This window comes from Noviherbaspirillum phoenicis, from assembly GCF_047237965.1.
In the GTDB taxonomy this organism is placed as follows: domain Bacteria; phylum Pseudomonadota; class Gammaproteobacteria; order Burkholderiales; family Burkholderiaceae_D; genus Noviherbaspirillum_A.
The window spans coordinates 347357-367178 of sequence record NZ_JBDFLX010000003.1 but is presented as its reverse complement, the minus strand read 5'-3'; the positions used below and the strand labels follow the sequence as shown (position 1 = coordinate 367178).

At 60.9% G+C, this 19822-nt stretch carries 17 protein-coding genes; 14 read left to right on the top strand and 3 right to left on the bottom strand.

What is annotated here, in order from left to right; translation table 11 throughout:
• From ABC383_RS23900 to ABC383_RS23845, 12 genes are all read left to right on the top strand, one after another.
• Positions 1 to 1491, top strand: coding sequence for a DUF3943 domain-containing protein (locus ABC383_RS23900; RefSeq protein ID WP_413017896.1), 1491 nt, complete (start codon positions 1 to 3; stop codon positions 1489 to 1491).
• A 131-nt stretch (positions 1492 to 1622) separates the two neighbouring features.
• Positions 1623 to 2918 (top strand): sulfite dehydrogenase, encoded by a 1296-nt coding sequence (gene soxC / locus ABC383_RS23895; protein WP_413017894.1) that lies wholly within the window; start codon positions 1623 to 1625, stop codon positions 2916 to 2918.
• Positions 2905 to 3555: a c-type cytochrome gene (locus tag ABC383_RS23890; protein ID WP_413017892.1), complete on the top strand. Its 651-nt coding sequence runs from the start codon at positions 2905 to 2907 to the stop codon at positions 3553 to 3555. The genes soxC and ABC383_RS23890 overlap by 14 nt, the downstream gene beginning before the upstream one ends.
• A 143-nt stretch (positions 3556 to 3698) precedes the next feature.
• A complete protein-coding gene (locus ABC383_RS23885) occupies positions 3699 to 4625 on the top strand; it encodes a YihY/virulence factor BrkB family protein (RefSeq protein WP_413017890.1) in 927 nt (308 codons plus the stop codon).
• Between the two features lie 193 nt (positions 4626 to 4818).
• A complete protein-coding gene (locus ABC383_RS23880; RefSeq protein WP_413017888.1) occupies positions 4819 to 5490 on the top strand; it encodes a response regulator in 672 nt (223 codons plus the stop codon).
• The gene (locus ABC383_RS23875; protein WP_413017886.1) at positions 5460 to 6839 is read left to right on the top strand and encodes an ATP-binding protein; all 1380 of its coding nucleotides are present in this window, start codon (positions 5460 to 5462) and stop codon (positions 6837 to 6839) included. The genes ABC383_RS23880 and ABC383_RS23875 overlap by 31 nt, the downstream gene beginning before the upstream one ends.
• A 248-nt stretch (positions 6840 to 7087) precedes the next feature.
• On the top strand, positions 7088 to 7723 hold the full coding sequence (locus ABC383_RS23870) for a beta/gamma crystallin domain-containing protein (protein ID WP_413017884.1): 636 nt from the start codon (positions 7088 to 7090) through the stop codon (positions 7721 to 7723).
• A 72-nt stretch (positions 7724 to 7795) separates the two neighbouring features.
• Entirely contained in the window at positions 7796 to 8524 is a 729-nt protein-coding gene (locus tag ABC383_RS23865) for a lipid-binding SYLF domain-containing protein (protein WP_413017882.1), read from the top strand.
• A 33-nt stretch (positions 8525 to 8557) separates the two neighbouring features.
• Complete coding sequence (locus ABC383_RS23860; protein ID WP_413017880.1) at positions 8558 to 12295, top strand: AsmA family protein; 3738 nt, start codon at positions 8558 to 8560, stop codon at positions 12293 to 12295.
• 274 nt (positions 12296 to 12569) lie between these two features.
• Complete coding sequence (locus tag ABC383_RS23855; protein WP_413017878.1) at positions 12570 to 13115, top strand: hypothetical protein; 546 nt, start codon at positions 12570 to 12572, stop codon at positions 13113 to 13115.
• Between the two features lie 157 nt (positions 13116 to 13272).
• A complete protein-coding gene (locus ABC383_RS23850) occupies positions 13273 to 14211 on the top strand; it encodes a cation diffusion facilitator family transporter (protein WP_413017876.1) in 939 nt (312 codons plus the stop codon).
• A gap of 330 nt (positions 14212 to 14541) precedes the next feature.
• Positions 14542 to 15120, top strand: a complete 579-nt coding sequence (locus ABC383_RS23845; RefSeq protein ID WP_413017874.1) for a hypothetical protein — start codon at positions 14542 to 14544, stop codon at positions 15118 to 15120.
• 189 nt (positions 15121 to 15309) lie between these two features.
• On the opposite strand, the gene ABC383_RS23840 is transcribed toward ABC383_RS23845, so the two are convergent.
• On the bottom strand, positions 15310 to 15942 hold the full coding sequence (locus tag ABC383_RS23840) for a pentapeptide repeat-containing protein (protein WP_413017872.1): 633 nt from the start codon (positions 15940 to 15942) through the stop codon (positions 15310 to 15312).
• A gap of 316 nt (positions 15943 to 16258) precedes the next feature.
• Here ABC383_RS23840 and ABC383_RS23835 point away from each other — a divergent pair, with 316 nt between their 5' ends.
• Together ABC383_RS23835 and ABC383_RS23830 are read left to right on the top strand one after the other, a co-directional pair.
• Positions 16259 to 16537: a hypothetical protein gene (locus ABC383_RS23835; RefSeq protein WP_413017870.1), complete on the top strand. Its 279-nt coding sequence runs from the start codon at positions 16259 to 16261 to the stop codon at positions 16535 to 16537.
• Positions 16538 to 16573: 36 nt separating this feature from the next.
• On the top strand, positions 16574 to 17854 hold the full coding sequence (locus ABC383_RS23830; RefSeq protein WP_413017868.1) for a phospholipase D-like domain-containing protein: 1281 nt from the start codon (positions 16574 to 16576) through the stop codon (positions 17852 to 17854).
• A 156-nt stretch (positions 17855 to 18010) separates the two neighbouring features.
• Here the strand turns inward: ABC383_RS23830 and ABC383_RS23825 are convergent, their stop codons facing one another.
• Positions 18011 to 18517 (bottom strand): DUF4426 domain-containing protein, encoded by a 507-nt coding sequence (locus tag ABC383_RS23825; RefSeq protein WP_413017866.1) that lies wholly within the window; start codon positions 18515 to 18517, stop codon positions 18011 to 18013.
• Between the two features lie 152 nt (positions 18518 to 18669).
• Entirely contained in the window at positions 18670 to 19821 is a 1152-nt protein-coding gene (locus ABC383_RS23820; protein WP_413017864.1) for an alpha-hydroxy acid oxidase, read from the bottom strand.
• Position 19822 lies beyond the last annotated feature (1 nt).

The following is a 19822-nucleotide window of genomic DNA, read 5'->3' as shown; positions in this document are numbered from 1 at the left end:
ATGCGGTTAAGTAGAGCAGATACGGGCGCGGCGCGCGGCGCGATGCCGAATGGCGGAGGATCGGTGCTTCTGTTCCTGGGTCTTGCTCTGGCGCCGCTGGCAGGCGCGAGCGGCGCCACGCCCATTGCCGACGTCGACACGCTGGACACGCGCGCCGGCCGGGAAGCTGGCGCGGCGGACCGGATCGACCTTACGGTTCATCCAGGCAGCAGCGCCCAGGCCAGGAATTATCTGCTGCCGGCGCTGCAGATCGGCGCGTTCCAGTTCCTGCTCAACCGCTTCGACGATCGCTTTGTCGGCGACGACTTCGCCGTCAGCCGCCACTCCATCCGGCGCAACCTGCGCAACAGCTGGACCACCGACAATGACTCTTTCGTCGTGAACCAGATAGGGCATCCCTACCAGGGGTCGGTTTATTACGGACTGGCGCGCAGCAATGGCCTGCCGTTCTGGCATTCCTTCGGCTATGCTTTCGCGGGCAGCGCGGTCTGGGAAGTCGCCGGTGAAACGACGCCTCCCTCGAAAAACGATCAGATCACGACCAGCATCGGCGGCAGTTTCCTGGGCGAGTCCCTGTTCCGGATGTCGCATCTGCTGCTTGAACGTGGCGGCGGGCTGACTCCGGCCTGGCGCGAACTGGGCGCGGCGGCCATATCGCCGCCGCTGGGCCTGAATCGCTATCTGGGCGTTGCCGGCGCAAAAACCTTTGAAAGCGGGCAGCCGGCGACGTTCGCCCGTTATCAGCTTGGCGCAAGTACGACAAGAAGCAGCAATCTCGGTCCGTCGCTGGCACGCGGCGACAATGAAGCCGCAGCCGAATTCAACCTCGACTACGGCCTTCCCGGCAAGAGCGGATACCAGTACCGGCGGCCATTCGATTATTTCAGTTTCCAGGCCAGGGCCAGCAACCGCGGTGTCGAAAGCCTGACCACGCGTGGCCTGCTGGTCGGTTCAGCCTATTCCGCCGGCGACCGGTACCGGGGCATCTGGGGCCTGTATGGCAGCTTCGACTACCTGGCGCCGCAGGTATTTCGCCTGTCGAGCAGCGCCGTTTCGCTGGGCAGCACCGGCCAGTGGCGCGTGTCGCCTTCGGTGGCGCTGCAGGGGCACGCGTCTGCAGGCATCGGTTACACCGCAATGGGGACGATCCAGAGCTCGGCGCCGCGTGACGACCGCTATGGGCTGGCGCCGCAAATGCTGCTGGCCATGCGCATAGTGCTGGGCAACGAGGCGTCGCTGGACCTCGTTGCCCGCAGATACCTGGCCGGCAGCCTGATCCGTTCCGACAGCGATGCGACGGACCGCGTATTCCGCGGCGAAGCATCGCTCACGGTGCGGTTGCAGCGCAACCATCTGGTATCGCTCAAGTACATCACGTCGCGCCGCGATTCCACGCTGTTTGGCCCCGGCGCGCCAACCCAGCGGCGCGACACGATAGGGGTGTATTACACGTATCAGCCATCCGACGGCTTTGGCGTGGTTGCCTGGTAAGGGCGGGGCGCTGGCTCCGAACTGATCCGTGCGGCCCTGGTCTAATCGGCGGCAGGCCGGCGCAGGGGGTTTCCGCGCCGCGTCGGCATGGCGACGCTGTATGGACGCAGTTCAATCAGAAAGGAACGGGTATGCGAGATTCTGAGAAGGAAGGCGCGCAGCTCCCGGCACCGGGCCAGCCTGAACACGCCGGCCGGCGCCAGTTCATGCTGCGCGGGACGGCGGCGGCCGGCGTGCTTGCGCTCGACGGATTGCGCGGCGCGGCAGCCGCCGACACCGCGGGGAAAGCCGGCGCCGCGGCGTGGACCCATGAGCAGGGCAGGCCCATCGTCAGCCCGCCATACGGCATGCCCTCGTCATACGAGTCTGACGTGGTGCGCCGTGCGACCGACCTTACCCCCACGCCACTGTCCTCGTGGAGCTTCACGCCGCTGCAGGATCTGCATGGCATCATCACGCCGAACGGCCTCTTCTTCGAGCGGCATCATGCGGGCGTCCCGGCGATCGATCCCGAGCAGCATCGCCTGGTCGTCCACGGCATGGTGGACCGGCCGCTGGTCCTGACCATGGACGACATCATGCGGCTGCCGTCAGTGTCCCGCATCCACTTTCTCGAATGTTCCGGCAACACCCTGACCGAATGGAAGGGTCCGAAGGAAAAGACGGTGCAGGGCACGCATGGGCTGCTCAGTTGCGCCGAATGGACCGGAGTGCCGCTGTCGGTGATTGCCGAGCAGGTTGGCCTGAAGGCCGGTGTCCGGTGGATGCTGGCCGAAGGCGCCGACGCGGCCGTGATGGACCGTTCGATTCCAATCGCGAAGGTGCTGGACGACGCGCTGCTGGTCTATGCGCAAAACGGCGAGCGGCTGCGTCCCGAGCAAGGCTATCCGCTGCGGCTGCTGCTGCCGGGCTATGAAGGCAACATGAACATCAAGTGGCTGCGGCGCCTGAAATTCAGCGAGCAGCCGTTCTACACCCGCGAGGAAACCTCCAAGTATTCCGACCTGATGCCTGACGGGAAGGCGCGCCTGTTCACCTTCGACATGGAGGCGAAGTCGGTCATCACCTCGCCTTCGGGCGGCATGCGGCTGGGCCAGCCTGGCTATCGCGAAATCAGCGGCCTGGCATGGTCGGGCCGCGGCCGCATCAGGCGGGTCGATGTGTCGGTCGACGGCGGCAAGAGCTGGCAAGAGGCGCGGCTGCAGGCGCCGGTGCTGTCGAAATGCCTGACCCGCTTCCGGATGATGTGGAACTGGCAGGGCGGCCCTGCAATCCTGCAGAGCCGCTGCATCGACGAGACAGGCTACGTGCAGCCTACGCTTGCCGAACTCGTCGCGGTGCGCGGCCTCAATTCGGTTTATCACCTGAACGCCATACAAAGCTGGGGCGTGGCGCAGAACGGCGAGGTGAGCAATGTTCACGCTTGAAAAGATCAGCCGCATCGCGGCACTCGGAGCAGCGGTGTGGGTTTCGGGCTGCGGCGGCATCGCTGCGCGCAGTGCCCAGCAAGGCCACGACGATGCGGGAGCGCAGGCGGCTGCCATTGCCGACATGCCCGCGGCCGGCGTGCAATACAGCATCGGCGCCACGCCTGGCCCGGCGCAGGTGGCGGCCTGGAACATCGACGTCCAACCGGACGGCAGGAACCTGCCTGCCGGGTCGGGCAGCGTGGCGCAGGGCCGGACACTCTATGCGCAGGCTTGCGCAAGTTGCCACGGGCAGAAGGGCGAGGGCAAGCCCATGGACAGGCTGGTGGGCGGGAAAGGCACGCTCAATACCGCCGCGCCGGTGAAGACAGTAGGCAGCTACTGGCCCTATGCGACCAGCGTCTATGACTATATCCACCGCGCGATGCCGTTCAATGCGCCCGGCACGCTGAGCCCGAGCGAGGCCTATGCGGCGACCGCCTACCTGCTCTACATGAACGGCATCATTCCGGAAAACGCCGTGATGGATGCGCGAACGCTGCCCCAGGTGCGGATGCCAAACCGCGATGGCTTCGTTGGACCGGACCCGAGGCCGGATGTTCGAAACACCGCCTGCATGGAAGGCTGCGCCCGCTAGCGCTCACCTTTGGATCCCCTGTTGCACCGGTGGCGCGACAGGACGAACGGATAGCATCATGCGCGCGCTGTCGAGACATTGCAATTTTGTATTGCTGGGCTGGCCGCGCGCTGCTTCACGCCTCGCGGCCCCTGCAATGCTTCGTGCCGGGACCGAAGCGCCTAGGTGAAAGCAGCGCGATGCCTTGTCAAAACGATGCTGAAAAATTCGGTCCCTGGAACACTGCCCGTGCCGCCGTTCAGCGCTATTTTCGTCATAACATGCCGGTCTATGCCGCTGCGCTGGTGTTTCATTTGCTGCTCTCCATCTTCCCGTTCCTCCTCCTGCTGATGGCACTGGCGAGCTTCCTGAACCTCGGGGAGCTGTACGCATGGAACAGATTGGCGGCGCCCTCACTCTTTCCGCCACGCCTGGTGGCGCTTCTGGTCAGGGCAACCCATGAGCTGCGGCCCTTGCATGGCGGAATTCTGTCGTTCAGTGCGGCTGCCTCATTGTGGCTCGCATCGCGCGCCACCCGGGCCGTGATACAGGCGATGAACGTCGCTTATGAAGTCGCCATACCGCGCCCCGCATGGAAGCGCTACCTAGTTTCACTCGTCCATACCGTGGGCCTCCTCGCCCTGCTAACCGCCGCCGCGGTGCTGATGGCGTCCGGTCCTACGGTACTGGAATGGCTTTCACGGCTCTTCGGGCTTGAAGACAGCTTTGTCCGGGTGTGGACATGGCTGCGATGGCCAGCCGCAGTGGTGCTGCTCGCATGCGTGGTTGCCATTATTTATTACGTCGCGCCGAACGTTTGTCACGAGTTCCGCTTTGTCACCGTGGGTTCTGTCTTGTGCGTTTCGGTCTGGGGCGTGGCTTCCTTTGGGCTGCGTCTCTATGTGACCCATGTTGCGCTCTATCACAAGAGCTACGGCGGCGTCGGCGCGATCATTCTGCTCCTTGTCTATTTGTACCTGGCTATGGTCTCGCTTCTGTTCGGTGCAGAGGTCAATGCCGTGCTCGAAGCACGGCGGCGCCGCCAAGGTAAAGAACCAGGCATTCATCGGAAGATCTCTTGCGAGCATTGAATATTCAGGATGCGCCAAGGCAGCTGCATTATGTTCGGTCAAATGCCGGACACGGGAAATGCACCGTTCTCGGGCTGCTTACGTTCGGACAAATCTATCTATCTGCAGAGACGTTTAAATCCCGAAAATATATGCCTTTTTTATACTCATTGTTGCCGTGCTTTTTTAAGCACAACGTTCACAGGAGGAAACGATGCGGATCCTGGTTGCCGAAGACGATGCGATGATCAGTGCGAGTATCTGTACCTCGTTGCAGAGCGATGGCTTCGTGGTCGATCTCGTTAATAACGGACGTGCAGTCAATGACATGGTTTCATCCGAGCATTTCGACCTGTTGCTGCTTGACCTGGGTTTGCCTGAACGAAATGGCCTCGAGATTCTCCGCGAAATCCGCGATGGCAAGCGCGCTATTCCAGTCATCATTATCACCGCACGGGATAGCGTCGATGACAAGGTGCATGGGCTGGACCTCGGCGCCGACGATTACCTGGTGAAGCCGTTTAGTGCCAAAGAGCTGTCGGCGCGAATACGGTGCACATTGCGCCGCAGTTGCGGCCGCGCGGAACCCGAGATTGAAATACAGGACGTGAAATTCAATCCGAATACGCGACAGGTTATGAAAAATGGTGAACCGGTGGCGTTGTCGGCCAAGGAGTGTGCAGTCGTCGAAGCGCTTATCCAACGGCCTGGCGTGATGCTTTCCCGTGCTCAGCTGGAAGAACGCATCTATGGGTGGGGCGAAGAGGTCGACAGCAATGCCGTGCTGGTGCATATTCACGCGATTCGTCAGAAACTCGGCCATGACTTCATACAGACGCTGCGCGGGGTCGGGTATTGCATTCCGAAGAAAAACCGCAGGCAATGAATTCGCTGCGTGCAAGACTGATCGCCTTGCTGATGCTATCAATGCTCGCCGTGGCAGCCTTAATTGGGTCTGTCACGTTTCAGAAGACATTGAAGGAAAACGAGAAGCTGTTTGACCGTCAGTTGCGGCAAACCGCGCTGGCGCTGCGTGACCAGGGTTTCGCCGAGGGCGAGGAACTGGACATCTATGCCGAGGAAGTGCTTGATACTTTCGTGCGGGTCTGGCGTCTGGATGGAAGCATCCTGTACCAGTCCCACCCCAGGACGGAGCTCCCGTCTCCATCGACCCTGGGCTTTAACACTGCGGCTTCCGGAGGAACGGTTTGGCGCGTCTATACCATGCCGACCTTGAAACGAGTGATCCAGGTTGCCCAGCCGCTGGAAGCGCGGAGGAAGCTGGCGGGGGTAGCGGCCCTGCGCAGTCTGAGCCCGTTGCTTGCCTTCGCTCCACTGATGGGGGGGCTGATATGGTGGCTGATAGGGCGCGAGTTTCAGTCGGTCCGGCGCCTTGAGAAGGAAGTGAAACGGCGTCATGCACAGTCGCTCGATGCTGTGTCGGAAGCCGGCTTGCCCAGTGAGATCGCGCCAGTCGTACGGGCGCTTAATTCGCTGCTGGAAAGGCTGCGCCGCGCCTTTCAGGCACAAAGCGCATTCATCAGCGATGCCGCCCATGAATTGCGTTCTCCCGTCACCGCCCTGACGCTTCAGGTTGACGTTCTCGATCATGCGAGAACAGAGCCTGAAAGAGTCGCTGCCATATCCCAGTTACGTGCCGGTGTGGCGCGTGCCAACAGGTTGATAGAGCAATTGCTTTCGGCCGCACGAACCGAATCGGACGAGACCATTACTAGTTTTGCTTCTGTCAATCTAGCCGAAATCTCGCGGCGGGCTATTGGTGAATGTTATGCCGACGCCGAAGATCGTCATCTTGCCTTCGAATTCAATGCTGACGGCGACGAGACGACGTACGGCGATGCAACCCAGTTACAGGCGCTGGTGCGCAATCTTGTTGAGAATGCAATCCGCTACACGAACGAGGAAGGCCGAGTTGCGGTTACGATCAGGACGGACGCCGGGGGAAGACTTTCTTTCAGAATAGACGACTCCGGGCCGGGCATTCCCGAAAGCGAGTACAGACACGTGTTCCGGCGCTTCTATCGGTGCAATGCCGACGGTAAACCGGGGAGCGGTCTGGGCCTGGCGATTGTAGGCAACGTTGCGAGGCAGCATGGCGCTTCGGTGCAACTGCGCAGGTCGTCGTTCGGTGGGCTGTGCGTCGAAGTTATTTTTCGGCAGCCCACGGCGGCACCTGCGCGGCGCGCGGACGACATTGGGGAAAGTGCTGCCTGAATGCCGCGGTGCCATTCATTCGGCGCCCGTGCACATGTCGATCCGGTCCAGACAGACCGGTCCGCCGGCGCCAAGTGGCGCTGACACGCAACTTAAGATTGACTTAACACTGCTTGCCTATGCTTCAAAAACCAAGCGGCCCGAACGTTCGGAACATCGGCGGGATTTGTCCGAAACTGCCCTCCGTCTTCGCCGCAACCTCGTGCCGTTCAATAGATCAATGACGTTTCATTGAAGGAGAAAAGTCCATGAATATCGCAGCCACGATGCCAGGAAAGAAGATTCTCCTGACTGCAGTCTCACTCGCATTTGTTCCACTCATGGCATTCAGCCAGGACAAGGCTGGCGCAACTTCGCCGACCGCCAGCGCCGCACCGGGTCAGTCCGCCAATTCCGCGACAGGTACCGTGGGACCGAATGACACGACAGCTGCCAAGGCGAATGCCAATGCCAATGCCCACGGCAAGCAGAATGCCAGTGGCAAGCCTGCAGCCGTCCTGCTGCTCATTCCGATCAACGCGCCGGAACAGAACCAGTGGAAGAAGAAGGGATGCTGGGCCAAGTTTTACGATGACCAGAACTATCGTGGTGACAACCTTACCTTGTTAGGGCCGGTAGATATGGCTGACATGACGGGTCCATTCGGTATCGACTGGAAAGGGAAAATCAGCAGTGTCGAAACCGGCCCGAAGGCGCGCGTCCTGGTTTACGACAATGAGAACTTTAAGGATCTTGTCGCCACCTTCAAGCCTGGCCAGAAGTCACCGGACGTGAGCAAGAAAATGGGGTTCTTCGACGAATTCGGGTCGATCAAGATTGCGTGCGACAACGTCAAGGCAAAGGGCCCGAGCACGGGCGAAGCCAGTGGCGCGGGCAAGTCATAAGCGGCCTGGCGCACGACGGCAAACCACCTTGCTACGACCGTGCACTCTTAATCAATTCGAGGAGCAATCCAAATGAACATCACCATCTCTCCCCAATCAAAAATATTGCTTGCCGCCTCAGTGCTGGTATTGGCAGGCCTTGCTGGTCCAGCCAATGTGCAAGCCGCAGGGACGGCGGCTACCAACGACAAGGCACCCGCAAACCAGCCGTATCTGGCGTCGGATACCGTGCAGCAGGTGAACGAAGCCAAGGCCGTCGTCGAAAGGATGACGTCGGATCCGGCAATAAAAAGTCTTCTGCAGAAGGCAAAAGGCGTCTTTATCGTACCTACCTATGGAAGAGGCGCCTGGGGGCTGGGCGTGCGCGGCGGGGAAGGGGTCATGCTCACCCATTCCGGTAACAAGTGGAGCAATCCGGTGTTCTACAACATGGGCGGCGTCAGCATCGGGCTGCAGGGCGGAATCGAGGCGGGATCGCTTGCCATGCTGCTGATGAGTGATAAGGCGGTCAACCAGTTCATGACCGACAATAACTTTTCCCTCACCGCGGATGCCGGACTGACGATCGTCAACTATACCGCCAAGGCCCAGGCCGACCTCGGGAAAGGCGACGTGATCGTATGGGCCGATACTAAGGGCGCCTTCGCCAACGCGAGTATCGGCATCAGCGATATCCATCGCGATGAAAGCGATACAAAAGCCTTCTACAAGCGTACCGCGACTGCAAAGGAAATAGTCGGTGGTTCTGTGACAAGCAGCCAGGCCGAAGGATTGAAGCAAGCCCTTCCAACCGGTAAATGAGGTGTGGCCAGCGCAAGCCGGCCATACGCCGCCATGTCGAAAGGCCTCAGACGGACAGGAATCGCGCTCACCCTTGTCGCCGTCCTCGTCGCGGCAACACTCCTGTTTGCAAGGCAGCTGGTGGAGTTTGCTGCCAGCACTGCCATCGGACGCGAGGTGCAAATAGCGGGCGCGTTTGCTATCGATTATTCTCCTGCCTTGGAAATGCAGGCGTCAAAGGTGACGGTGTCGAATCCTGAATGGAGCGAGCGGCCCAACATGCTGAGCGTTGAATCGCTCACTGTGCGGGTTGACCTGCGCGCACTCCTGCATGGTCGGCTCGTGTTGCCGCAGTTGCGCCTGGCATCACCGATGCTGATCCTTGAGAAAACCGCTCAGGGGCCGGCCAACTGGCAGTTCGGCAGCGGTGCCCATGGGCAAAAGTCCAAGGATGACCGGTCGTCGTGGCTGCCGTCAGTTGAACACCTCCATGTCAATAACGGCCAGATACATTATTACCGCTCCGGGAAGGACCTGAAGCTCACGGCGACTATCGATACGCTTGAAGCCAGGGCAGCGCATGGCCAGCCCGTATCCGTGTCTGCAAGTGGAAGAATTGCGGGCATGGCGTACAGGCTTGCAGCAACCGGCGCGCCGACAGGCAGCCTGATGCGCCACGCCACGGCCCCATATCCGTTCTCGCTCCATATTTCAACCGCGCCCATGGAAATCCACGCGAGCGGAAAGCTGGGCGCGCCGCTTACGCAGAAGGATTCAGACATTCAATGCAGTATCCAGGGCAGCAGCCTCGCAAGACTGCTCCCGGGGGAAAGTCCAGCCTTTCTGAACCGCGGATACAAGGCAAAAGGCCGGCTTCAGGGAGGCGGTGAGAAATGGACGCTATCCAGGTTCCACGCACAGTCCGGGAAAACAGAGCTGCAGGGCACAGCCAGCCTTGACACGACCGGAAACAAGCCACGGCTTCACGCCATGCTTGAAGCACCGGCCGTGGACCTCGATATGCTCGAGGCGCTGGCCAGCGCCTGGCAAGAACCGGGCGGCCAGGCGAGCGAGTCGGTGTCGCTGGCGTCTGCAGGAAACTGGCTCGATTCGGTGAATGCACGGCTACACTTGTCAGTTGACCGGATGATCGGCAACAGCCTGCCGCTGAGAGACCTCGTGATGGACGCCACTTTGACCGACGGCGAGCTGAGCGTGAACCCGCTGCGCGTCGCAGTCGGCGATGGCGCGTTTTCAGCGACGCTTGAGCTGAACGCGGCGGGGCCATCGCATGCCGGAAAGATCGCAATGCGGTTCGACCAGCTACCGGTAGGTCCCTTGCTTGCATTACTTCCCTACGACGTGAAACAGGATGGCCGCCTCAACGGACGGCTGACCATTGCTTTCGCCGCCGGCAAGACAGGCGCAGCAGACGGCCATGTCCGATATGAGGCGGCATCCGGCGACACCCGCCTCAAGCTCGTTCTGGATCGCGTGGAGCACCCCGGCCAGGAAAGACTGGTTCATCTCGCGGCTAGTGGCCGCTTGCGTGGCATGCCTGCGAAAGGCCGGTTTGTCGGCCAGCCCATTGCCCTTCTGGAAGACGCCGGGAAGGTGCCTGTCAGCCTCGACGTCGCTCTCGGCAATTACCGCTTGCAGCTCGAAGGAAGTGCAGCCGATCGCGGATCAACCTTTGATCTGAAGCTGGCAATGTCCGGCCCCGGCACAGGAAAATTATCCCGTATCACGGGTGTGGCGCTTCCGGAACTGCCGGGCTACGAGGTCAAGGCGCATCTGTCCCGGAATCGCGGCCTGGTCACGGTCGATAGCCTGCAGGCCAGAGTTGGGCAAAGCAGGCTTTCTGGCTCCCTGGCCATGCACGGCCTGCGCAGTCCCGAAATGGTGCGTGCAGACCTGGCGGCGCAGACGCTCGCTTATGCGGACTTCGATCAGCTGATGAAAGGGGACGGAGATTTTCCCGACTTGACGAAGTGGCTGGCGCGCACCGATGCCACGATCAGGTTTGCGGCAAGCCACATCATCGGGCCGAAGAATGCGGTTTTCTCACGCGTGCTGCTCGATGCATCGCTGCGTGACGGCCGCCTGCACGTCGCGGCGCTGCGCTTTGCCGCAGGCGGGGGCAAGGTCAACGCAAGCGCCACGGTAAATAGCGCAGCGAGCGGGCAGCCGACCGGGTCGCTGCATGCCCGCGTGGAGCACGTCAGGCTTTCCGAAGCACTCAAGCCCTTTGACCTTGGACGACGCTTTCCGGGCGTGCTGGACGCCGACATCGATTTCAGCACGGAACCAGGCAAGGAAAAGAATGGCGACAGCACGATCCGTTATCGTGATGCTGCCGCGGGAACCGACCTCAGGCTGACCGTCTCAAGCAGCCCGGAGCAGACAGCGGTCAAGGCCCGCGGACGCTTTCAGCATGAGCCGTTCCGGGCAGATGGCGCCGCCGGGCCCGCGACTGATCTGGTCAGTCCGAAGCCTTATCCGTTCGAAGTCGATTTCAAGGCGCTCGACACCAGCGGGCATCTGGCCGGTACCTTCGACCAGCCGCTCAGGCTCAACCAGCTGAAATCGACGCTCGTCATCAGCGGGCCCAATCCGCGGCGGGCCGAGTCCGTGGTTGGCTTTCGCATGCCGGAGCTACCGCCCTACCGTCTGGCCGGGACGCTGACGATGCGCAATCAGGTGTGGCGGTTTTCGCATATCAAAGGAGAAGTAGGCAATTCGGATCTGTCGGGCTGGATCCGCGTCGATAATTCCCACAGCAAGCCGCATGTCGAATCCGTACTTCGTTCAGAGATGCTGGACTTCGACGATTTGGGAGGACTCATAGGCGCTGCCCCGGGTGATGGCCCGGGAGAGATCACTTCCCCGCAGCAGAAAGAAAAGGCAAGGCGAAATAGGGAGCGAAGCACGGTCCTGCCCGATGAGGAATTCGAGTTTCCAAGCTTTCTTGGCTTCAATGCCAATGTGCGCTATACCGCTGCCAGGGTGCAGTCCGACAAGCTGCCGATCGAATCGATGAAGATGACCTTCCGGGTCCGGGACGGCCGCCTGCATCTGGCGCCCATGCTGTTGGGCGCAGGTGGCGGCACGGTGAGGATGGATCTGCATCTCGTTGACAGGCCCGGAGAAAGACCGGTTCGTGGGCGCCTGAGTGTCGACATCAGCCGGGTCAGCGCCGGAAGATTGCTGAACCGTTTCGCTATTGCCGAGAATAGCGCCGGGCTGATCAGCGGCCATGGACAATTCCGGACCAGCGGGGAATCGGTTGCCGCGATGATGGGATCGCTGAACGGCGAGGCTTCCCTGGCGATGCCGGATGGCCAGCTCAATGCCAGGCTGGTCGAGATGGCCGGACTTGATGCCGGCGAGGCGCTTTTGCTAAGCCTGAAGCAGGGTCAGACCGTCGATGTGAACTGCGCCTACCTCAACGCCAAGGCAACGGATGGCGTGCTGGCGATCGACATCGGGCTGATCGACACGACGGACACGACGTTCGCACTAGACGGGACCGTTCACTTTGGCAATGAACGCATCGATATGCGACTGCTGGCACATCCCAAGGATGTCAGCCTGTTCTCGGTGCGCGCGCCGCTGATCCTGGAAGGGACGTTCAGGAATCCGGACTTCCACCCGGCCTGGACCGGGCTGCTGGCGCGCGGCGCCGCTGCCCTGGCGCTAGGCGCGGTCGCGCCGCCGGCTGCCCTGTTGGCCTTCGTTGAGCCGGGTATGGGAGAGGGTGGAATGCCATGCCAGAAGAACTCGCCGTACTGATCAGTATGTGCCGGAACAGCGCATGTCATCGGAGAAGTCCTTTCCAGCATAAGGAGCGCTGCGTTTCGTCGTGCAGGCCCGAAGCTTAAGCTTCGCTTAATGCCTGCGGCCTAAACTTCAGACATCAAACCACCGTTCCAGACGTATTGGCGCCAACGTGGCGCGGATCAAGGGCAGGCTTGGGGCGCAATGCCAAGGCTCCCAAGCCGGAGGACTGCCATCCGGACGGTATCTTCTTGTTAACCGACGATATGGAGGCACTATGTGGAGATCAATGAAAACCGCCGTCTGTGGCATTCTGGTCGCGGGCATGGGGATTGGCTGTTCAGTGGCGGTGGCCCAGACAGCATCCGCACAGTCGGGGGAAAATCCGGCCGCAGTCCGGCCCGGCGCACCAGCCCCCAGTGGACCTGCCACGGCTGCGAGCCAGCGCGGCATGCAGCCGCAGGGCGGCGCCCGTACAGCCGTTCCCGTGGTCGTGCTTGTGCCGGCCACCGATGCAAGCCGGACGGCTCAAAATCCGCACGCGGGATGCTGGGTTCGCCTGATGGACAACGTTGACAAGGTCAAGGGCAATGAGTACATGACGATCTTGGGGAGCAAATACATGCCGGACCTGAAAACGGCGGCAGGGGAGGACTGGGCGCGGAAAATGGACGGCATTGATACTGGTCCCGAAGCATTGGTAACCGTTTTTGACGAGCCGGGCTACGGTGGCCATGCGGTCATTCTGCGACCGAATCAAGTCGTCCAGGATTTTCACAAGGACCTGGGCTTTGCCAACGCCATCGAGTCCATGAAGGTCGATTGCCGGGCCTGAGCGAGCGTTATCAACGCCAGCCATGGCGGGCTTTGCGCGCCCATTTCTTGCGGACGCGTAAAGTCCGCGCCGGCTGAAGGAACCGTGTCCTGCATTGCTCATCAGAGCAGATGCATGCAGTTGAATTTCTTCAGACATCTATCAGCAAGGGAGGACGATGGCCGAATCGCGCGTGGTTGTTTATGGCGCCATGGCGGGCAACACAGCCATCGCCATTACGAAATTCATCGTGGCCGGTATCACAGGCAGTTCTTCCATGCTGTCCGAAGCGATCCACTCGACAGTTGATACGGGCAATAGCGTGCTGCTGCTGGTGGGCATGAAGCGCAGCAAGCGCAAGGGCGACGCCGAGCATCCCTTCGGCTATGGCAGGGAAATCTACTTCTGGAGCCTGATCGTGGCCATCCTGATCTTCGGGCTGGGCGGCGGAATGTCGATCTACGAGGGCATACAGCACATCCGCCATCCCGAACCGCTCACCGATCCGAAATGGAATTACATCGTGCTTGCAGCCGCTGCGGTCTTCGAGGGCATCAGCTTTGGGATTGCCATTCACGCGGTGTTCAAGGCCAAAGGCAAGGAGCCGTTCTTCAAGGCCCTGCATGACAGCAAGGACCCGAGCACGTTTACCGTGGTTGCTGAAGACAGCGCAGCGCTGGCGGGGTTGGCCATCGCTGCCATCGGCGTCTTTGCCAGCCACTATTTCGAGATGCCGGTGCTGGATGGCGCTGCGTCGGTCGCCATTGGGCTCCTGCTGGCGGCAGTGGCTGTCGTGCTGATCTGGGAAAGCCGGGGACTGCTCGTTGGCGAGGGCATGGACAAGAATACGGCCCGCGCCGTGCGCGACATGGTGGAAGAGGATCCCATGGTGATGAAATCCGGATTCCCGCTGACGATGTATCTCGGCCCCGAGGAAGTGCTGATGACGCTGGACGTCGAGTTCAAGAACGACATGCCTGCGGAGCAGGTATTTGAATCGGTACGTCGCATCGAATCGGCCATTCGTGCTCGGTTCAAGCGTGTCAAGCGCATTTACATCGAAGCGAATCCGCAGGCAGTGCGGGCTCAGGCAGAACGTCTCGGCGGATCGCGCTGACGGCGTACCGCGTGAGCAACAGAACTAGCGGGTTTGCAAAGACTAAGCGCCCGCTGACGAGGCTGCTTGGCTGCATTAAACCGCATTGCGGTGCCGTCAAGTCGCTCACGGTGTTTGCTGGCGATCGCCTTGTCTGCGTTGATCGATTCGTATATTGGCCTATAAACGCTGAACCTCGACGGAAACGCCTGCTCTGATCTACGAGGTCGATGGAAAGCACGCACCGGATTGGTTGCGCTGCGAATGTAGTATCCCTTTAAGCCAAGAGTCATCGACAACGGCATTTACCTCGCCACTGGCTTTCATTGTTACCACTATCAGGAGAATCTTATGGCCGTCAAACAGAACTACCTCAGGATCATGAGCGCCGCCGTTATGGCAGCGGCAACCTTTGGCGCCGGAAGCGTCTACGCAGAGTCGAGCAATATGGCTGATGCACACGGCAAGAATATGGGAAAGGCCGGCGGTGACACCATGAACGCGGCCGGCAAGACGGAGGCGAATCGCGAAGGCCGCATGAGCCCCAGGGGGCAGAACGCCACCAGTAGCATCGATGCGACCGGCAAGAACAACGCTTCGAAGACCTCGGGAGCAAGCAACTCGGGCAAGACGATGGGCGAATCCGGTGGTGACACCATGAATGCTGCGGGCAAGACGGAGGCGAATCGCGAAGGCCGCATGAGCCCCAGGGGGCAGAACGCCACCAGCAGCATCGATGCGACCGGCAAGAACAACGCTTCGAAGACCTCGGGAGCAAGCAGCTCGGGCAAGACGATGGGCGAAGCCGGTAGCGACACCATGAACGCTGCGGGCAAGACGCAGGCAAATCGCGAAGGCCGCATGAGCCCCACTGGGCAAAATGCCACCAGCAGCGTCGCGCCCCCGACGGGTACGCCGGGAGGTAAATAAGGGCGGCAGGCAGTTCGTTGCCTGATGTGCTTCAGACGAACGCCGCCATGCAATCGATGGTGGTGTTCAACGAAAACGCAGCATGCTTATTCCGACGGGTTGTCTCTTTATCGTTGTCAGTCGTTTCGTGGAAGATACGCGGAGCATTGCACTGCCGCTGCGCTTTCTGTAACCAGAAACGAGCACAGATTACCGACACCCGATGCATGTGCTTATGTTTGCACCGGAAAACGTGGCTAGCTCGAGATTGGCGCCGCGCAGATCCGCATCGGTCAGGTTCGCGTTCGTGAAATCAGCTCCACGCAAATTGGCGCCCCTTAATACCGTGCCGGTCAGGTTGGCTCCCCGGAAGCTGGCGCGTTGCAATCTGGCATCGGTGAAGTCGGCCTGACTCAGATTGGCGCCAAACAGGTCGGTGCCGCGCAACCCGGCATCCTGAGCACGCACGCGGTGCATGAGGGCATTGCGCAGGTTGGCCCCATTCATTTCGGCGTCGGCCAGATTCGCGCCTGCCAGCGTGCTGCCAGCCATGTCGGCATCATCAAGTACTGCCTCGCCGAGGTCGGCACCGGTCAGCCTTGCCTCCTGCAGGTTTGCTTCGCTAAGGTCAGCGCCATGGAGGTTGACTGCCACCATGCTGGATCTTGTGAACTGCGAGTTGGCCAGGCTGGCATCGCGCATGTTCATGCCGTTCAGGTTAAGGTCGGCGCATAGCGTTCCCGGCCTGATCCGGCATTCACCGGCGCCTTTTGGGGCTTGGGCCAAGACGTGTGAGGCGCACAGCAGCAATATCAGGGGTCCGCAGATTTTCCTGGTTTTCATTGGTAACCTCAAAAGACAGATTGATGAAGCTGGCTGGAAACAGTGCATGCTCTGTCGGCGCATTGTTGCAGCGGGAATTGTTGGCGCAGGGCCTGCATACCAGTTAGAGCGCACCCCGGGCAATAGTTCACCGTACCAGATGCAGCTGGTATGAAGCGGTGGATCGCCATTCCTGTTGAAACCGCTGCTTCGCTACCTCCCGACAAGGATTCCGAAAAACGGCCCGTCGGGTGAGGGAACTGCTGCCCTCGACCGTGTTCAGATGGTCAGAACGCTTGATGGGTCGGGCGGCGGCATATGTACTGAGGAGACCAGCATGACTCTCACTGTAAAGAACACGAATCATGAAGACCCGGTGGTGACGCTGTTTGGCCAGCTCGACGACGGTACTTACGTGGCGAAGAAGATGCACGAAGACGAAGTGCCCTATGCGAAATACTGGAAAAACGCGCTTGGCCAGGTGATGGTTTATATCGTCCCCGATGCTGCACAGCTGGACGCAATCGTGCAGGCGTTGAATGAAGGAAGACTCGACTACAACACCTTGCAGGACTACGGCAGCGCCGGCGGTGGGAACTCCATTCTTCCCGTATAGCCCTTGGATGGGTCTGCGCAGCGCAGGCAAGATCTCGTGAGATCCCACGCCAAAAAGATCGCCGGCCTTTTAGCTGCCGCTTGCGGCGGAGTGCTGCTGGCGCTTCTGGTCGCCAACCTCGGCATAGGCGATAAACAGGTAGACACCGGTATCAACCCTCTGCACCAGACGAGCGACCCGCAGTTCGTGCGGACCATGGGCGTCCTGCTCGGACCGGATCTCATCAGTGGAAACGCAGTGCAGGAATTGATCAACGGTGACCAGATCTTTTCCTCCATGCTGTTGGCCATGCGGTCTGCCCGCCGCAGTATCACGCTCGAAACCTATATCTTTTTCTCGGGAAGCATTGCGCGGGAGTTTGTCGATGTCCTGAGTGAACGCGCACGGTCCGGGGTCAAGGTACTGGTGTTGCTGGATTGGATAGGCGGGCAGCTGGATGACGGCCAAATCGAACGCATGCGAAGAAGTGGCGTTGAGGTACGGCGCTACCGTGCTCCGCGCTGGAATAACCTGCACATGCTGAACAACAGGACGCACCGCAAGCTGCTGGTAGTCGATGGTGCCATCGGCTTCACCGGCGGCGTGGGTATCGCCGACAAGTGGCGCGGCAATGCTCTTGGGCCGTCGCAGTGGCGCGATACGCATTTTCGCGTGACTGGCCCGGTCGTGGGCCAGATGCAGGCCACATTTGCCGACAACTGGCTGGAGGCCACCGGCGAGGTGCTGCACGGACCTGACTACCTCCCGGCCCTGCCTGCGGCAAACGGCGTGCTTGCGCAAATGTACAGCGCCTCGCCGGGCGGCGGCGCGCGCAGCATGCAGCTGCTGTACCTGCTGTCCATTGCTGCGGCCAGAAAAACCATCGATATCAGCGCGTCCTATTTCGTGCCCGACGAGGCAGCCATCGCGGAACTGGTCGCAGCCAGGAAGCGCGGCGTCCGGGTGCGCATTATCCTGCCTGGCGAGCATATCGACTGGGACTTCGTGCGGCGCGCCTCGCGCGCGCACTGGGGGCCACTGCTGAATGCAGGCGTGCAGATCAGCGAGTACCAGCCAACCATGTATCACGTGAAGATGATGATCGTCGACGAAGTCTGGGTCACGGTAGGTTCAACCAATTTCGATGCGCGCTCTTTCGCCATCAACGATGAAGCGAATCTTGATGTCTACGATGCGGCATTTGCGCGCCGGCAGACAACGATCTTTGAGCAGGACCTGCAGCAGTCGAGGCGTATCACGCTGGCCGACTGGCAGGAAAGGCCATGGCATGACAAGGCGCTGGATTTCGCTGCATCCTTGATCGGATCGCAGTTGTGAGACGACGTCTGACGTCAATGCAACAGCACTGTCCAAAGAGGCTCCCTGTGCTCCTGTCTTGTCGGGAACAGACAGCCAGAGAGAAGCAGAGTGTAAGGCGGACGCTTCGCGCGGTCAGGGTGTTTGCAAGGTGCCGAACCCGCTATGGTGTCCGAATTACTTCACCAGCCACATCCTGTCCCGGAAGGTCAGGCTGAGCCTGGGTCCTGCGCCATGCGGCTTAGCGTCGATCAGAAAATCGATCACCTCGCCGCGCACGAAGTCATAGGTGCCCATATAGGAGATATAACCGTTGGCATCGACTTCCTTCATCGGTACATCGCGTTTTTGCCCTGTGAGGTCACGGGCGGTCGCATGGACATCGGCGCGCACGTTCGTTTCACCGGATTTATCCCTGCGCATGATGGTCACATTGAGCACGCCGCGCCTCGGATCGCGCTCGATGCCATGCGCCTTTGCCGTGACCTCCGGCAGCGTCTCACTGCTTACCGTGCTGGCGCGCAAACTGAAAGCGCCTGCCTTGCTGACATGCGCTTGCGACCAGGCCGGCCCGCTCGCCGCAACCAGCAGCGCCAGCAGCGTTGAGCGCACTCTGGTAGCGGATGACGCTTTCCAATTGAAGGCGTTGTGCTGATCGTGTGTTCCGGACGGGTGAGCAGCCATGTCTTTTCCTTTCTGCCAGATGTACACAAAAACGGTTGATGATGATCGTGGGCGAGGACTTCGCGGTTGTCTCGTGGACCGCGAACGGCGCGCCGGCGAGGATAGGTTCGAATCGCCTGGCGGAGCCAGTCCACATCTTCCTCCACCCCCCTCTATATTGCCGGCTGCGCGGTCACCACGCCCCGGTCGATGCTGCAAAGGTCGCGTATCCCGACCAGCGCCATGCAGTCCTTCATCTCCTGCTCGAAAATGTTCAATGCGCATAACACGCCTTCTTTGCCTTCCGCCGCCAGGCCGTACAGGCATGCGCGGCCGGAAAGGCAGGCATGCGCGCCGCGGCCCAGCGCCTTCACGATGTCCGAGCCGGTGCGGATGCCGCCGTCGAACAGGACCTCGATGCGGTCCTGCACCGCGTCGGCAATCGCAGGCAGCACCGAGATCGACGAGGGTGCGCCGTCGAGCTGCCGGCCGCCGTGATTGGACACGATGATCGCGTCCGCGCCGACATCCACCGCGAGCCGCGCGTCGTCCGGATGCATGATGCCTTTCAGGATCAGCTTGCGGTCCCACAGGCGCCGCACCCATTTGACGGTATCGAGGTCGAAGGAGGGATCGAACTGCGACTCTACCCACTCCGACAGCGCGGTCACGCTGGGCGCCTGCTGCACCTCCTGCTCCAGGTTGCCGAAGGTCCGGCGCCTGCTCCTGGCCATGCTGAGCAGCCAGCCAGGATGGGTGCCGATATCAAGCATGTTGTGCAGCGTCAGCTTGGGCGGCACCGACAAGCCGTTCTTTGCATCGGCCCAGCGCTTGCCCTGCACATGCAGGTCCAGCGTCAATACCAGCGCCGGGCATTGCGCGTCGCGCGCGCGGCGGATCAGGTGTTCATTCACTTCCCGCTTCTTCATTAGGTAAAGCTGAAACCAGAATGGCTTCTCGCATGCCTGTGCCACGTCCTCGATCGAGCAGATGGACATCGTCGACAGGCAATAGGGAACGCCGAATTCCGCCGCGGCGCGCGCTTCCTCGCACTCGCCGTTCGGCCAGGTCAGCCCGGCAAGCCCGGTTGGCCCGATTGCCAGCGGTATGCGCGCCGGCTCGCCGGCCATGGTCGTGCTCAGCCTCGGATCGGACACGTCGCGCATGTCGTGCTGGCGCAATGCGAGCGCCTGCAGGTCGCGCACATTGCGCTGCAGCGTGATCTGCTGCTCCGCGCCGCCGTGCACGTAATCGAAGATGACTTCGGGCAGGCGTTTTTTCGCCAGGCTCTCGAGGTCGAAGATGCTGCTGATCGTGGTGCTCATC

Bases quoted from the DNA above. Each gene is read 5' to 3' on its own strand.
- ABC383_RS23900 (WP_413017896.1), top strand. From the start codon at position 1: ATGCGGTTAAGTAGAGCAGATACGGGCGCGGCGCGCGGCGCGATGCCG.
- soxC (WP_413017894.1), top strand. From the start codon at position 1,623: ATGCGAGATTCTGAGAAGGAAGGCGCGCAGCTCCCGGCACCGGGCCAG.
- ABC383_RS23890 (WP_413017892.1), top strand. From the start codon at position 2,905: ATGTTCACGCTTGAAAAGATCAGCCGCATCGCGGCACTCGGAGCAGCG.
- ABC383_RS23880 (WP_413017888.1), top strand. From the start codon at position 4,819: ATGCGGATCCTGGTTGCCGAAGACGATGCGATGATCAGTGCGAGTATC.
- ABC383_RS23870 (WP_413017884.1), top strand. From the start codon at position 7,088: ATGAATATCGCAGCCACGATGCCAGGAAAGAAGATTCTCCTGACTGCA.
- ABC383_RS23865 (WP_413017882.1), top strand. From the start codon at position 7,796: ATGAACATCACCATCTCTCCCCAATCAAAAATATTGCTTGCCGCCTCA.
- ABC383_RS23860 (WP_413017880.1), top strand. From the start codon at position 8,558: ATGTCGAAAGGCCTCAGACGGACAGGAATCGCGCTCACCCTTGTCGCC.
- ABC383_RS23855 (WP_413017878.1), top strand. From the start codon at position 12,570: ATGAAAACCGCCGTCTGTGGCATTCTGGTCGCGGGCATGGGGATTGGC.
- ABC383_RS23850 (WP_413017876.1), top strand. From the start codon at position 13,273: ATGGCCGAATCGCGCGTGGTTGTTTATGGCGCCATGGCGGGCAACACA.
- ABC383_RS23845 (WP_413017874.1), top strand. From the start codon at position 14,542: ATGGCCGTCAAACAGAACTACCTCAGGATCATGAGCGCCGCCGTTATG.
- ABC383_RS23840 (WP_413017872.1), bottom strand. From the start codon at position 15,942: ATGAAAACCAGGAAAATCTGCGGACCCCTGATATTGCTGCTGTGCGCC.
- ABC383_RS23835 (WP_413017870.1), top strand. From the start codon at position 16,259: ATGACTCTCACTGTAAAGAACACGAATCATGAAGACCCGGTGGTGACG.
- ABC383_RS23825 (WP_413017866.1), bottom strand. From the start codon at position 18,517: ATGGCTGCTCACCCGTCCGGAACACACGATCAGCACAACGCCTTCAAT.
- ABC383_RS23820 (WP_413017864.1), bottom strand. From the start codon at position 19,821: ATGAGCACCACGATCAGCAGCATCTTCGACCTCGAGAGCCTGGCGAAA.